This is a genomic window from Streptomyces sp. NPDC048275, from assembly GCF_040652275.1.
Lineage (GTDB): Bacteria > Actinomycetota > Actinomycetes > Streptomycetales > Streptomycetaceae > Streptomyces.
Map to the genome: position 1 here is coordinate 110,490 of NZ_JBEZLR010000017.1, position 13,514 is coordinate 124,003.

Annotated in this window: 13 protein-coding genes; 7 read left to right on the top strand and 6 right to left on the bottom strand. The window is 70.3% G+C overall.

The genetic code is table 11. From position 1 onward, the window contains the following. The first annotated feature begins 96 nt into the window (after window positions 1–96). The 5 genes from AB0D57_RS13625 to AB0D57_RS13645 are packed head-to-tail and all read left to right on the top strand — an operon-like array spanning window position 97 to window position 4,739. Window positions 97–909 (top strand): fumarylacetoacetate hydrolase family protein, encoded by an 813-nt coding sequence (locus AB0D57_RS13625; RefSeq protein WP_362071214.1) that lies wholly within the window; start codon window positions 97–99, stop codon window positions 907–909. Beyond that, window positions 906–1,847 carry an acetaldehyde dehydrogenase (acetylating) gene (locus AB0D57_RS13630; RefSeq protein ID WP_362071216.1) on the top strand — a complete coding sequence of 314 codons (942 nt, stop codon included), beginning with the start codon at window positions 906–908 and terminating at the stop codon, window positions 1,845–1,847. Before AB0D57_RS13625 ends, AB0D57_RS13630 begins: the two co-directional genes overlap by 4 nt. Then, window positions 1,844–2,857 (top strand): 4-hydroxy-2-oxovalerate aldolase, encoded by a 1,014-nt coding sequence (dmpG, locus tag AB0D57_RS13635; protein WP_362071218.1) that lies wholly within the window; start codon window positions 1,844–1,846, stop codon window positions 2,855–2,857. The genes AB0D57_RS13630 and dmpG overlap by 4 nt, the downstream gene beginning before the upstream one ends. Continuing rightward, complete coding sequence (locus AB0D57_RS13640; protein ID WP_362071220.1) at window positions 2,854–3,939, top strand: LLM class flavin-dependent oxidoreductase; 1,086 nt, start codon at window positions 2,854–2,856, stop codon at window positions 3,937–3,939. The genes dmpG and AB0D57_RS13640 overlap by 4 nt, the downstream gene beginning before the upstream one ends. After that, complete coding sequence (locus tag AB0D57_RS13645; protein WP_362071223.1) at window positions 3,936–4,739, top strand: alpha/beta fold hydrolase; 804 nt, start codon at window positions 3,936–3,938, stop codon at window positions 4,737–4,739. Before AB0D57_RS13640 ends, AB0D57_RS13645 begins: the two co-directional genes overlap by 4 nt. Before the next feature lie 116 nt (window positions 4,740–4,855). Here the strand turns inward: AB0D57_RS13645 and AB0D57_RS13650 are convergent, their stop codons facing one another. Further along, window positions 4,856–6,427, bottom strand: a complete 1,572-nt coding sequence (locus AB0D57_RS13650) for an AbgT family transporter (protein ID WP_362071225.1) — start codon at window positions 6,425–6,427, stop codon at window positions 4,856–4,858. Beyond that, entirely contained in the window at window positions 6,427–7,710 is a 1,284-nt protein-coding gene (locus tag AB0D57_RS13655) for an amidohydrolase family protein (protein WP_362071227.1), read from the bottom strand. Before AB0D57_RS13655 ends, AB0D57_RS13650 begins: the two co-directional genes overlap by 1 nt. A gap of 132 nt (window positions 7,711–7,842) precedes the next feature. Between AB0D57_RS13655 and AB0D57_RS13660 the strand changes: the two genes are divergently transcribed. Further along, entirely contained in the window at window positions 7,843–8,883 is a 1,041-nt protein-coding gene (locus tag AB0D57_RS13660) for an Lrp/AsnC family transcriptional regulator (protein WP_362071229.1), read from the top strand. Window positions 8,884–8,995: 112 nt separating this feature from the next. On the opposite strand, the gene AB0D57_RS13665 is transcribed toward AB0D57_RS13660, so the two are convergent. The 3 genes from AB0D57_RS13665 to AB0D57_RS13675 form a co-directional block, all read right to left on the bottom strand. After that, window positions 8,996–10,234, bottom strand: coding sequence for an acyl-CoA dehydrogenase family protein (locus tag AB0D57_RS13665; RefSeq protein WP_362071231.1), 1,239 nt, complete (start codon window positions 10,232–10,234; stop codon window positions 8,996–8,998). 343 nt (window positions 10,235–10,577) lie between these two features. After that, window positions 10,578–10,931, bottom strand: a complete 354-nt coding sequence (locus AB0D57_RS13670; protein WP_362071233.1) for a hypothetical protein — start codon at window positions 10,929–10,931, stop codon at window positions 10,578–10,580. Between the two features lie 268 nt (window positions 10,932–11,199). After that, window positions 11,200–11,676, bottom strand: coding sequence for a DUF5990 family protein (locus AB0D57_RS13675; RefSeq protein WP_362071251.1), 477 nt, complete (start codon window positions 11,674–11,676; stop codon window positions 11,200–11,202). Between the two features lie 814 nt (window positions 11,677–12,490). Here AB0D57_RS13675 and AB0D57_RS13680 point away from each other — a divergent pair. After that, window positions 12,491–12,772, top strand: a complete 282-nt coding sequence (locus AB0D57_RS13680) for a hypothetical protein (RefSeq protein ID WP_362071235.1) — start codon at window positions 12,491–12,493, stop codon at window positions 12,770–12,772. 65 nt (window positions 12,773–12,837) lie between these two features. On the opposite strand, the gene AB0D57_RS13685 is transcribed toward AB0D57_RS13680, so the two are convergent. Beyond that, the gene (locus AB0D57_RS13685; protein WP_362071237.1) at window positions 12,838–13,332 is read right to left on the bottom strand and encodes a hypothetical protein; all 495 of its coding nucleotides are present in this window, start codon (window positions 13,330–13,332) and stop codon (window positions 12,838–12,840) included. Between the last annotated feature and the right edge of the window lie 182 nt (window positions 13,333–13,514).

The following is a 13,514-nucleotide window of genomic DNA, read 5'->3' on the forward strand; positions in this document are numbered from 1 at the left end:
ACCTGTCTCCGCTCCCGCACGCCGTACGCCTACGTACCCGCACACCTGGAGGTTCCGTATGTCCCTGTCCCGTAGCGCGGTGCATGGAGTGTGTCCATGACCGCCGAAAGCCCGCTCCCCGCAGTGGTCAAGGCCGCCGACGCCTTGAACGAAGCCATCTGCGCGGGGAGCGCGTGTCCACCAGTTCGCGCGCTCCTCGCCGACGGCGACACCGAAGCCGCGTACGCGGTACAGCGCGTGAACGTCGAGCGCGGCCTGGCCGCCGGGCGGCGCCTCGTCGGCCGCAAGATCGGACTGACCTCGCCCGCCGTGCAGGCCCAACTCGGCGTGGACCAGCCGGACTTCGGGGTGCTGTTCGCCGACATGGCGGTTCCTGAGGGCGGCGAGGTGGCGGCCGGGCGGCTGCTCCAGCCCAAGGTGGAGGCGGAGGTCGCCCTCGTCCTCGGCGCCGATCTGCCGCATGCCGACTGCACGGTGGCCGACGTGATCCGCGCGACCGAATTCGCGCTGCCCGCGCTGGAGATCGTGGACAGCCGGATCGCCGACTGGGACATCACCATCGTCGACACCGTCGCCGACAACGCCTCCAGTGGTCTGTTCGTGCTCGGCTCCACCCCCGTACCGCTGACGCGGTTGGACCTGCGCGGCCTGCGCATGACCATGACCCGCAATGGCCAGGTGGTCTCCGAGGGAACCGGTGCCGACTGTCTCGGCAGCCCGCTCAACGCGGCGGCCTGGCTCGCCTCGACCGTCGCCGCGAAGGGCGACCCGTTGCGCGCCGGGGAGATCGTGCTGACCGGAGCCCTGGGCCCGATGGCCGTCGCGGCTCCGGGGGACCGGTTCGAGGCCTGTATCGGCGACCTGGGCACGGTCCAGGTCGGGTTCGCGGCGGAAGGGAACAGGCGATGAGCGCCCGCACGAAGGTGGCCGTCATCGGCTCCGGCAACATCGGCACCGACCTCATGATCAAGGTGCTCCGGCTGTCCGACAGCCTGGAGATGGCCGCGATGGCCGGCATCGACGCGGATTCCGACGGCCTGGCCCGCGCCCGCCGGCTGAAGGTGCCCACCACGCACGAGGGCGTGGACGGGCTGGTCGCGATGGACGAGTTCGCCGACGTACGGATCGTCCTCGACGCCACCTCGGCCGGCGCTCACCGCCGCCACGACGAGGTGCTGCGCGCCCTCGGGCGCACGGTGGTGGACCTCACCCCGGCCGCCCTCGGCCCGTACGTGGTGCCGCCGGTGAACCTCGACGCCCATCTGGACAGCCCCAACGTCAACATGGTCACCTGCGGGGGACAGGCCACCATCCCCGTCATCGCCGCCGTCTCGGCCGTCACACCCGTCCACTACGGGGAGATCGTCGCCTCCATCGCCTCCCGTTCGGCGGGCCCCGGTACCCGGGCCAACATCGACGAGTTCACCGAGACCACCGCGTCCGCCATCGAAAAGGTCGGTGGGGCGGCCCGGGGCAAAGCGATTATCGTCCTCAACCCGGCCGAACCGCCGTTGATCATGCGGGACACGGTGCACTGCCTGGTCTCCGACTGTGACGAGGCGGCGGTCGTCGCCTCCGTCGAAGGCATGATCGGCCGCGTCCAGGCCTACGTGCCCGGATATCGCCTCAAGCAGAAGGTGCAGTTCGACCGGGTCGGTGCCGACGACCCGCTGCGCACGCTGGTGCCTTCCGGCAGCGCGCCGGTGAAGGTGTCGGTGTTCCTGGAGGTCGAGGGCGCCGCCCACTACCTGCCGTCCTACGCGGGCAACCTCGACATCATGACCTCGGCCGCATTGCGCACCGCGGAACGCCTGGCGGCGCACCACCTGACGGAGGCAGCCAAGTGACCACCACGCTGTACATCCAGGACGTCACCCTGCGCGACGGCATGCACGCCATCCGGCACCGCTACACCGTCGAGCAGGCCCGCACCATCGCCGCCGCCCTCGACGCGGCCGGGGTCCGCGCCATCGAGATCGCGCACGGCGACGGCCTGTCCGGCTCCAGCGTCAACTACGGCGTCGGTGCCCACACCGACTGGGAGTGGATCGAGGCGGTCGTCGGCGCCGTGCAGCAGGCGATCCCCACGACCCTGCTGCTGCCCGGCATCGGTACCATCCACGACCTCGAGCGGGCCCACGCGCTGGGCATCCGGTCGGTGCGCGTGGCCACCCACTGCACCGAGGCCGACATCTCCGCCCAGCACATCGCCGCCGCGCGGGAGCTGGGCATGGACGTCGCCGGGTTCCTGATGATGTCCCACATGGCCGAACCCGCCGAACTCGCCCGTCAGGCCAAGCTCATGGAGTCGTACGGAGCCCACTGCGTGTACGTCACCGACTCCGGTGGACGGCTGACCATGGACGGCGTGCGGGACCGCTTGCGCGCCTATCGTGACGTCCTGTCGGCAGACACCGAGCTGGGCATCCACGCCCACCACAACCTGGCGCTCGGGGTGGCCAACAGCGTGGTCGCCGTGGAGAGCGGCGCCGTCCGTGTCGACGCCTCGCTCGCCGGGCAGGGCGCGGGCGCCGGCAACTGCCCGCTGGAGGCGTTCGTCGCGGTGGCCGACCTGATGGGCTGGAAGCACGGCTGCGACCTGTTCCCGCTGATGGACGCCGCCGATGACCTCGTACGACCGCTCCAGGACCGGCCGGTGCGCGTCGACCGCGAAACGCTCAGCCTCGGCTACGCGGGCGTCTACTCCAGCTTTCTGCGCCACGCCGAAACCGCCGCCTCCCGCTACGGCCTGGACACGCGCGCCATCCTCGTCGAGGTCGGGCGCCGGGGGATGGTCGGCGGGCAGGAAGACATGATCACCGACATTGCCCTCGACCTGGCGAAGGCTCGGGCATGAGCGCCGAACAAGCCCGGCTGCGGGTCGGCGTCCGTGTCCCGCCCTGTGACCGGGCGGACCGCGTGGTCGAGACCGTACGCCGCGCCGAGGAGCTCGGCTTCGACGACGTATGGTTCCCCGACTCCCAGCTGCTGTGGCGGGACGTGTTCACGACGCTGACCGCCGCCGCCCTGGGCACCGAGCGGATCGGTCTCGGCACCGCGGTCACCAACCTGGCGACCCGGCACCCGGCCGTCGTCGCCTCGGCGGCCCGCAGCGTCGCCGAACTCGCCCCCGGCCGCTTCACCCTCGGGCTCGGTGTGGGCAACAGCTCCGTCGGCCCCATCGGCCTGCGCCAGACCACCTCGGCGGCGATGCGCGAAGGACTCGCCATGCTGCGCGCACTGCTCGACGGCCGTGCATGGGACTTCGAGGGCTGCTCCGAGGGCTCCGAGGGCAAGGTCCGCTCCCGACTGCGCGATCCTCAGCCCCAAGTGCCCCTGCACCTGGCCGCGAGCGGGCCGAAGAACCTGCGGCTCGCCGGTGAGGTCGCCGACGGCGTGATCCTCCTCAGCGGTGTCTCGCCGAGAACCCTGGAAGGCGCCACCGCCCGGGTGCGCGAGGGTGCCGAGGCCGCGGGCCGACAGGCCGGGGAGATACCGCTGACCGTCTCCGCGTTCTGCGCGGTGACCGACGACCTCGAAGCCGAAGCCCGGCTGATCAAACCGATCTGCGCCTCGATCGCACAGAACGGCGGAGCCCCCTTCCTCGCCCTCGCGGGCATCGAGGCCGCCGTCCCCGCGAAGGTCGAGGGGGTCTACCCGGATCTCGTGCACGCCGAGGACTGGGACGCCGCCGTCGAGATCTGCTCGGAGTGGATCAGCGACGAGGCCGCCCTGCGCTTCGCTCAGGAGTTCTGCCTGTTCGGCACCGCGGACCAGATCACCGAGCGGCTCCGCGCCCTGCGCGCCACGGGGGTCACCGGAGTCTTCCTCCAGCACGTCGGCTCGTACGACCCGCCGACCGACCTGATCGAAGCCGTCGGTTCCTCGGTGCTGCCGGCCCTCTCCGTCCCCACCCCTACGAAGGCAGATCGCCGATGACGGATACCACCGACACCCTGCTACGGGGCTATGTGCCCAGCCCCTTCGGGCAGTTGCACTATGTCGAGTGCGGTACGGGCGAGCCCGTACTGATGCTCCACCAGACTCCCCGTTCCTGGACCGAGTACCTCGACGTGCTGCCGCTGGTCGGCGCCGCACACCGGGCCATCGCCATGGACACCCTGGGCTTCGGCGCCTCCGCGAAGCCCGACGGTCCGCATTCGATCGAGCGCTTCGCCGACGCAGCCGATGCGCTGATCGAGGAGCTGGGACTGGAACGCTTCCACCTCGTCGGGCATCACACGGGCGGAGTGATCGCGGTGGAACTCGCCGCACGCCACCAGGACCGCGTCGCGAGCCTTCTGCTCTCCGCCACGCCCTTCGTCGACGACGAGAAGCGGCGCACGGCGGGCGAGCGCAAGCCCGTCGACCATGTCGTCCCCCAGCCCGACGGCTCACACCTGCTGGAGCTGTGGAACCGGCGCCGCGGCTTCTACGAGGAAGGGGAGGAAGCCGCTCTCAACCGGTTCATGGTCGACGCGCTGACCGTCCTTGACCGGGTGGAGGAAGGGCACGAGGCGGTACGGCGATCCCTGCTGGACCAGCGCCTCGCGCACATCACGGCCCGCACGCTCGCCGTCTGCGCGGCCGGGGACCACTACTCCATGCCCGCGCTGGAGAAGTTCGCCGGGGCGCTCGGCTGCGAGACCCGTGTCCTGTCCGGCGGCCATGTCCCCGTCCCCGAGCAACTGCCGCAGGAGTTCTCGAACGTCGTCCTGGAATGGGTGGCACAGGGCTGAGCCGAGGCGGCACGAGGGACCGTTCCTTGTCGTCGCGCGGGACACGGCGCAGCGGCCGGCTCCACCGGATCAACCCGGTGGAGCCGGCCGACTGCGTAACGCGCTCACTGACGGTGTCACTTGAGGCCGATGTCCGCACCCGGCCCGAGCGGCAGGTCGAGCCCGTAGAAGATGCCGAGGATCACCAGCCACACCACCAGGAACGGCACGACGAACACGGCCAGCCGGGAGATGAGCGTGCCCAGTTTGGCCTCGGGCTCGTACTGGCGGAGCATCGCGAGGATGAGGAAGAGATAGGGATTCATGGGCGTGATGGCGCCCGTGGTCGAGTCGCCGATACGGAACGCGGCCTGACTGAGTGCCGGGCTCATGCCCATCAGCATGAACGCCGGGATGAAGACAGGGCCGACGAGGGACCACAGCGCGGAGCCGGACACGACGAAGAGGTTGAGGCAGGAGGCCAGCAGGACGAACGCGATGATCGCCCAGAAGCCCGTGACACCGATGGAGTTGAACAGCGCGGCGGCCTTCACCGCCAGCAGCACACCCACGTTGGACCAGTTGAAGAGCGCGATGACCTGCGCGGCGACGAACATCATGACGATGTAGCCGGACATGCTCTTCACCGAGTCGGTCACGGCGGTGACCACGTCCTCGGCGCTGGTGAGCTTCTTGACCGTGAAGCCGTAGGTGAGTCCGGCCAGCAGGAAGGCACCGAAGAGGACGGGGACGATGCCGGTGAGCGCCGGCGAGGGCACGAAGGCTCCGCCCTCGCCGCGCAGCGGGGCCCCGGTCGGCAGCCACAGGGCGAGGACCGTGCCCAGGTAGAGGACGACGACGATGCCGCCGGCCAGCAGACCGCGACGCTGAACCGGAGTGAGCGTGAGGCTCTGCGTCTCTTCCTCGTCCGCGGCCGGCGTGTACGTCCCCAGCCTCGGCTCCAGGACGCGGCTGATGAGGAACCCGCCGAGCAGAGCGAGCACGATGCTGCTCGCCGCGGTGAAGAAGTAGTTGATGAGGAGATGGATATGGAGGCCGTCGGTGGCCGGAAGGACCGAGGCCGCCTGCTGGGTGATGCCGACGTACAGGGCGTCGAGCGAGCCGATGGTGAATCCGGCGGCGTAGCCCGCGGTGACACAGGCGAAGCCGCCGATGAGGCCCGCGACGGGATGCCGTCCGGCGCTCTTGAAGACCAGGGCCGCCAGCGGCGGCAGCACGATGGCGCCGACATCGCTCATCATGTGCGCCTGACTGGCGACCAGAGCCACCGCGTACGGGAGGACGGCACGCGGCACCCGGGCGAGGGTTGCCCGCATCACCGTTTCCAGCAGGCCCGTCTTCTCCGCGAGTCCGACCACCATGATCAGGACCAGGACGGCGCCGATCGGCGGGAACGTGGCGAAGTTGACGACCAGGTTCTCGACCAGCCAGCGCACCCCCTCGCCGGTGAACAGCCCGGCGACGGCCTTGGTCTCGTCGGTTCCCGGGACCTTGACCGAGACGTCGGCGACGGACAGCGCGGTGGAGGCCAAGGCCAGGAGGACGAAGAGGCCGGCGAACAGGACGACGGGATGGGGCAGGGCGTTGCCCAACCGCTCGATCAGGGAGAGCACCCGGTCGAGACCTTTGGACCGCTGGTCGTCGGGAGACTTGCTGTCCGGGGCGGGGAGGTCGGTCAGTGAGGACATCACGACTGCCTTCCGGTCGGGGCCGCTGGAAGCAGGAGGTCCTTGCGGACGATGCCGTCCTGGACGACGCAGACGATGTTGGCGGGATCGCCGAGGACGCCGATGTCCGCGAGCGGATCGCCCTCGCAGATCACCAGGTCCGCGGTGCGGCCGGAGGCGAGGGTGCCGAGCCGGTCGGCGACGCCGAGGAGTTCGGCGGAGGTGCGGGTGCCGGCGACGATGGCCGCCATCGGGTCCATGCCGAGGTCCACCAGGTAGCTGAGTTCCATCAGGTTCACGCCGTGCGGGCCGACAGCTGCGTCGGTACCGAGCGCGATGCGGGAACCGTATTCGATGGCCCGGGCGATGTTCTCCTTGGTGATGCCGGACCAGCGGGTCTTCTTCTGGTAGTGGTAGTCCGGCATCGTGTCCTTGTTGATGCCCGCGTAGACGGTGGACAGCGTCGGGACGACGAAGACGCCGCGCTCGCCCGCCATGTCCAGGGCCCGATCGTCCAGGCCGTAACCGTGCTCGATGCTGGTCACTCCGCCGCGGATCGCGTTGAGGATGCCCGCGTTGCCCTGGGCGTGGGCGGCGACCGGCTTGCCGCCGTGGCGCCGGGCCTCGTCCACGGCGGCCCGGATCTCCTCTTCCAGCAGGCCCTCGTCGTCGGGGTCGTCGTAGGGGCTGCCCATGCCGCCCGTGGCGCAGACCTTCACCAGGTCGGCGCCCTCGCGCAGCACCCGGCGCACGGCGAGCCGGGCCGCGTCGGCGGTGTCGGCGATCTCGGACATCCCGGCAGTCAGGTCGGTGCCGTCGGGCAGGCGCAGGTCGGCGTGGCCGCCGGTGTGGCTGAGGATCCGTACGGCCGTGTGCAGCCGCGGGCCCACGATCCGTCCGGTCTCGACGGCCGTGCGGTAGCCCGCCGACAGACCGCCCAGATCGCGTGCGGTGGTGATGCCGGCGTCGAGGGTCTGCCGCAGCCGCGTTGCGGTGTCCAACGTGACCAGGACCGGGTCGAGCTCCGCGCGGCGGCTGGGCGGCGAGCCCTGCGCGTAGGCGAGGTGGACGTGGCAGTCGAAGAACCCGGGCAGGACGGTACGGCCGCCCGCGTCGACCGTCCGGACCGAAGAGGCCTCATGGGGCGGGGCTGTTGCCGCGGGGCCGGCGTAGGTGATGGTTCCCTCGGGATCGGCGAGGACGACGGCGTTGTCCACGGGGGCTGCCCCCGTGCCGTCGATGAGCCGGGCGTTGTGGATCCGCAGAGCGGTCCTGGCGGTCTCTTGCGTCGTGACATCCGTCATGGCGGGCTGGGTCACTCCTCCGGTATTAGGAACAGGCGAAGGGAGTGTGGAATGCGCAAGAAAACTCCGTGTCACGGTGCAGCTTTCGGCCTCGATTCCCCAAAGGCGCGCAGGAATGCGCCGCCTCGACGAGTGCAGGATGTTGCCGCGCCGGCGCTCGACGAACTCGACCGTGGCATGGTGCACGCGCTGCAGATTCATCCCAGGGCTCCGTGGACGCTGATCGGCGATGTGCTCGGCGTCGATCCGGTGACAGCCGCACGACGCTGGCAGCGACTGGCGGATGCGGGTCTGGCGTGGGTGACCGCCTACCCTCGGCTGTCCAACTCCCGGATCGTCGTGAGCGGTGTCGTCGAGGTCGACACCGAGCCCGGGGCCGCGGAGGGCGTGGCCATGGCTCTCGCGGCGGATCCCGCGGTGGCCAACGTCAAGCTCATGGCGGGCGGCAGGGACGTGGTGGCCTCGGTGCAGGCCCGGGACCTCGACGAGCTGGCCCACCACACCACGGTGCTGTTCCAAGGGACGCCGGGGGTACGGGCGACACGTACGCACGTGTCCACGGGCGTGCCCACCGAGGGCAGCCGGTGGCGGCTGCGCAGTCTGGATGCCGTCCAGTGTGCGCGGCTCGAGGCCGCCCTGCCCGCGCCGGCGCCACCTGCCGAGGTGGCCGCCGCGGGCTGGGACGCGCTGGATGCGCGACTCGTGGAACTGCTGAGCACCGACGGCAGGATGTCGATACGTGACCTGGCGGCGGAGACCGACACCGGCACGACCACGGTGCGCCGCAGACTCCAGTCCCTGCTCGCCTCGCGGGTGAGCCTGCGCTGTGATCTGGCCCGGCCGCTGTCCGGGTGGCCGTTGTCCGCGGTGTACTTCGCGTCCGTGCCCGGCCAGTACCTCGAGGAGACCAGTCGGGTGCTGGCCGAGGTGCGCGAGGTCCGGTCGTGCTCGATCACCGCCGGACCGAACAACCTGATGATCGACGTCTGGCTGCGCGCGCTGGCCGACGTGCATGCCTTTGAGGCACACCTGTCACGCCGGCTGCCGCGACTGAGCATCCAGGACCGTTCTGTGGTTCTGCGTACGGTCAAGCACATGGGCCGGCTGCTGGACCGGGACGGCCACTGCGTCGGTGTGATTCCGCTGGGGCACCCGCAGAGTGCGCCTGGATGAGGCGCATGCACTGCCGGGCAGGTCCTCGAGGGACCCGCCCGGCAGTGCTGATGTTTCCCGTTTTCCCCGTGCGAGCTACGCCTTCACCAGCTTGCCGCTCTTCATCAAAAGATCAGGAGACCAGCGGGATGTCGTCCGACGGCAGACCGAGACGGGCGCGGCCGACGCGGCGGGCGAGCGGTTCGGGCATGCTGTGGCAGGGGTGCGTCCACATGGTGGAGGCGTCCCGGAAGTAGCGCTGCATGCGCTCGCCGTCACGCCCGTGCCGGGTGCCCGCCGTACGGAACAGGATGCCCTGCAGCGCCTCCCAGGCCATGCGCGCGGCGGTGAGGTGGACGAGCGCGAGCCGGTCGTCCACCTCCGTGGTGAAGGGGGCCCGGCCCGACACGTTGTCGGCAGCGGCCTCCATCCAGTCGTCGGCATTGGCACGCATCGCGGCGTCCGCCGTACGGATCGCGGCCAGCGCCTCGCCGAGGTGGCGCTGGTAGTCGTGGAGGTCGGCGCGGGTATGGCTGGGGTCCATGACGAGCCGCCGTTCGGAGACGATCCGGGCGTACTCGTCGGCGGCCGCGTACGCGGTTCCGATCATCAGGGCGGCGATCTCGCCTTGGAGGAAGCTGGCCGGGCGCCCTGCGTACATCGCTTGGCCGTGCAGCTCCGAGCCGGCCGTACCGCCCTCGACGGGCAGGTCGAGCAGGCCCCCCTCCAGGGTGTAGTGGGTGGGGATGCGGGCCTGGTCGAAGCGGATGCTGTTGGAGCCGCTGCCGCGCAGGCCGAGGGTGCCGTACCAGTCGTCGAGCAGCGTCCAGGAGGAGCGCGGTGCGACGAACAGCACGAATCCCGGCCGGTCGCCCGGGTTCTCGGGGGCGCGCAACGTGTGTGCGAGGTAGTGGGTGGCGTACGGGGAGCCGGAGGAGTAGGACCAGGTGCCGTCGAGCACGACGTGTCCGTCGCCGTCGGGCTGGGCCATCCCGACGGGGGCCACGGTGCTGGGGGCTCGGAAGTCGCCGTCGTCGCCGAAGAGTTCGTCCTGAGTCTTCTCTCCGAAGAACGAGGCGACCTGCAGGACATGGGCGGCGGTGAGCGAAAAGGCCCAGCCGGTGGACGGGCAGCCGCGCGTGAGCTCGGTCACGACGCGGTAGAACGTCGACGCGTCGAACTCGTAGCCGCCGTACCTGCGCGGCTGCAGAATCCGGTAGAAACCGGCCTGCAGAAAGTCCTCGTGGGTGTTCTTCGGGTAGACGGTCAACTGCTCGGTTTCCGCCTGTCGTTCGAGCAGCGTGGGCCGCATCGCCACGGCCCTCGCGATCAGTTCGCGTGGGGTGAGATCCGGTTCGGGCACGGCTATCACGAGGACTCCTTGCGCGTGGAACTGTCCGTGCGTGCGGAAATACGTGTCTCACGCGCGCACATTTATCAAGCATTATCACCGGAATATGCCAAGTTAGTTTACCATTCAACCGGTTGCGGCGCCGGTCCGGCTGCCCGTGAGTTCCGGTTCCGGGTGCGTGCCCTTGCTGGCGTAGAGCTGGGGAACGGTCATGCTCCGGAACATCTGGATCGCGTCGTTGACTTCCTTCTGGACGGGCCTCTGGAGCGAGATCGGATCCGTTGCGAAGTCGTCGGAGAGGGCGAGTTGAGGTATGGGCGTCCTCGGATCGGGGATGGTCGGTGGCCGAGGGGCGGCCCAACGCTCAGACGCCGGGGGCGGTGTTGGGAGACGGCGGGCGGAGCCTGCGGAGGGCGAAGCCCATGAAGGCGGCGTTGGCGAGGGCGGCTACGGCTGTACCGGCGAGGTAGAGGGCGGTGAACAGGCCGTCGTTCGTGCCGGTGAGCGTGCCGTCGGGCATGAGGGTGTACAGCAGACCCAGCGGGGCGGTCAGCAGCATGGGCACGGCGCCGGCCATGGAGGCATCGGCGTGGGTGATGAAGAGGGAGTCGTAGAGGAAGAAGCAGGTCGCGGCCGTGACGGCGGCCAGGTAGACCCGGGAGAGCCAGTTGTCCGTGGCCAGGGCGAGCGCGGAACGGCTGTGGCGGGAGCTGCTCATGATGTCCTCCGGTAGGTGAAGCCAGCGGTGCGTTCCCCTTTCGGCGGTGTGCCGGAGGGCGATGCCATAACGATGGCGGCCGCGCCCGCGAACAGGCATGAGTACGGCTACTCAAGAGCAACTGAGCTGACCCACACCGAGTTGGTGATCCTCCCCAGGGTCGCTCCCCGGTCTTTTCCCAGCCTCGTAGGAGTGACGGCGGGCGTTACAGCCGCGGTCCGTTGCGTCCGGTGGACGGAATGCGGAACGTCTCACTCCGGGCGCCCTCTCAAGAGGATTCGGCCGTCCAGGCGATGTCCGGGGGCTCGACGCGCGCGCAGCGGGGCCGGCCGCACGCGTCGGTCAGACCGAGGCGTCCGACCAGCAGGCCGCTGCGGGTGGCGGCGGCGAGCACCTCGGCGGGGACGGCGTCGAGCATGAGCTTGGCGCGGCGGAACATGGCGAAGACGCCGACCTCGTCTACCGTGCCCCACGACAGGTAGATGAACCGGCGGCCCAGACGGTCCTGCACGTAGGGGCCTTTCACGTCGATGCCCGTCGGCGTGGCGACCGCGGTGCACTCGAGGGTCCAGGTCGCCGCTGTGGCGTCACCGGGCTGTGGGTCGAGGAGTTCGGCCGGACGGTCGCGGCGTTGTACGGCGACGTGGAGGTTGTCGTACGCGGGGACGTTGCCGTCGGCGGGAGCCGGGCAGGTGAGGCCGGGCAGGTCGACAGCGTCGATGCGGATGCGCATGCCGGTCATCATGCCCTGCCAGTCGTCTGCGAGGGGTGCGGGCACCGACTGAGCGAGGCGGGGCGAACAGGGCGCCGGCTCCGGACGGGCCTCCGGCCGCCACCGGCGCCCCCGCGTCTCGCCGTGCGGTGCGCTCGCGGACCTCCGACCTCCAGCCTTCCCTCGTACGGCGAGCAGGCCGCCGCCCTGCTCACACAGTGTGTGCTCGGCTTTCTCGACGAGGTCGAATAGGCGGCGGGGGCGCGACTCGGCCCTCGTCGCCCCGCTGGCGCGCGGTGCGCGCCAACTTCTCGAATTCCGCGTGCCGTTGGTCCACGACGTCGAAAGAGTCGACGTCGGTCGGGGTCCTCGGGCTCGGCGGCGGGCGGCGGAGTGAACCGGCCGCCGAGCCCGGGACTGCGCCGTCTCCCGTCCCCACGGGTTCGGCGCGGCGAGGCCGCCTCCGCTCGAGGAGGCCCCGGGACTGCGTGCCCACGGCGGGGCGTCGTGTGCTCGGCTTACTTGAGTCAGGCAACCATGTGCGAAGTGCTTGAGTCAAGCAAGCGGTTTAGACCGTAGAGGTATCCAATGACCAGAGCGGAGCCCGACCCGATGCGTATGTCCGGACTGACGGAACCGAGGGCGAGGTCCAGGAGGAGGCGGGTGTCGCCGGTGTGCTCCGCGAGGCCCCCCAGGACGTCGCAGGTGGTGTTCACGGACAGCCCCCGGACTCCGATCAGGGCGGACCGACCGGGAGCAGCCCCTCCCGGAGGGGTAGTACTTCGGCTGGTTCGACAGACTCCCGCTCCGGCTCCTCGACGCGTTCATCAAGGAGTTGGGCTGGGATGTGCACACGTCCGCGCCGGCCCGCCGCACGCTCGCCGAGACCCTGGGTTCGCTGCGCGGCCTCGGCGTCCCGCTGGACTGGAGCACGCTCGTGCCGTACGCCCGCCTGGCCGAACGGACCGCGGCGCTCGACCTCGATCAACTGGACGGAATCGATGACCCATGGGAAGTGGCCGAACGTGCGTTGCTGCTGACAGTCATGCTGGAGCCCGCGCTGATGGCCCTGCGGCGCCTGGCCCAGGAGAACGAGTCGGCGCGGCGACCCGCGGACGGCCGGAGCTGATCGTGAGGCAGTCTTACCGGAACTCCTGGCCGTAGCCGCCGCGGCCGAGGCGCGTCATCTACGAATCACGATCGACTCGGGGCGCCCGGTAGGCAGTTGAGCAGGGCGTTCAGGCCGTCGTGGTCGAGTACGGCGGTGCCCAGGGCGACGACCATCACGGCCAGCAGATGCACCGCCCCCGGCGGATCCGCGTCAGCGGCGTGGCTCAGGGCCGTCAAGTCCCCCGCCGCCCAGGCTTGTACGGCCTGGCCGAAGGCGAATTCGTAGTGTGGCGGAGCCGCCGTGGCGGTGTGCTCGGCGGCCCGGACCACATCGCGGGCCGAGGGCTGGGCGGTCAGGGTGAGCCGCAGGGTGACATCCATGACGGCGCAAACGTAGGTGTAGGTCTCGTCGAGGGCGGACTCGTCCAGGGTGTCGAGGGCCGCGCCGACGGCCCGGGCGTCGCAGGCGGCGTATCCGCGCAGCAGAAGCAACGCGGAGTGCTGGGCGGGACCGATACCGGGACCCGGCCCAGGCCTGGCGGCTCGGTGGTGCGGGAGCGGGGAGGGATGGCGCGACACGCGGTGGACTCCTTCGGCGGGCAGCCCGAACTCCGGACGGTCCACCGCTGCGCTGCACCGGCGACCGTGGACTTGCGTTCGACCCTTAGGGCTTGCAGATCATTAACACGTCGTCTTGATCTTGTTGTGGGGCTCGCCTGTTTGGGCAAGGACTCGAGCCTGGAGGGCCGCGAGGGCGTCGG

Bases quoted from the DNA above. Each gene is read 5' to 3' on its own strand.
- AB0D57_RS13655 (WP_362071227.1), bottom strand. From the start codon at position 7,710: ATGACGGATGTCACGACGCAAGAGACCGCCAGGACCGCTCTGCGGATC.
- AB0D57_RS13625 (WP_362071214.1), top strand. From the start codon at position 97: ATGACCGCCGAAAGCCCGCTCCCCGCAGTGGTCAAGGCCGCCGACGCC.
- AB0D57_RS13650 (WP_362071225.1), bottom strand. From the start codon at position 6,427: ATGTCCTCACTGACCGACCTCCCCGCCCCGGACAGCAAGTCTCCCGAC.
- AB0D57_RS13640 (WP_362071220.1), top strand. From the start codon at position 2,854: ATGAGCGCCGAACAAGCCCGGCTGCGGGTCGGCGTCCGTGTCCCGCCC.
- AB0D57_RS13645 (WP_362071223.1), top strand. From the start codon at position 3,936: ATGACGGATACCACCGACACCCTGCTACGGGGCTATGTGCCCAGCCCC.
- AB0D57_RS13630 (WP_362071216.1), top strand. From the start codon at position 906: ATGAGCGCCCGCACGAAGGTGGCCGTCATCGGCTCCGGCAACATCGGC.
- AB0D57_RS13670 (WP_362071233.1), bottom strand. From the start codon at position 10,931: ATGAGCAGCTCCCGCCACAGCCGTTCCGCGCTCGCCCTGGCCACGGAC.
- AB0D57_RS13675 (WP_362071251.1), bottom strand. From the start codon at position 11,676: ATGATGACCGGCATGCGCATCCGCATCGACGCTGTCGACCTGCCCGGC.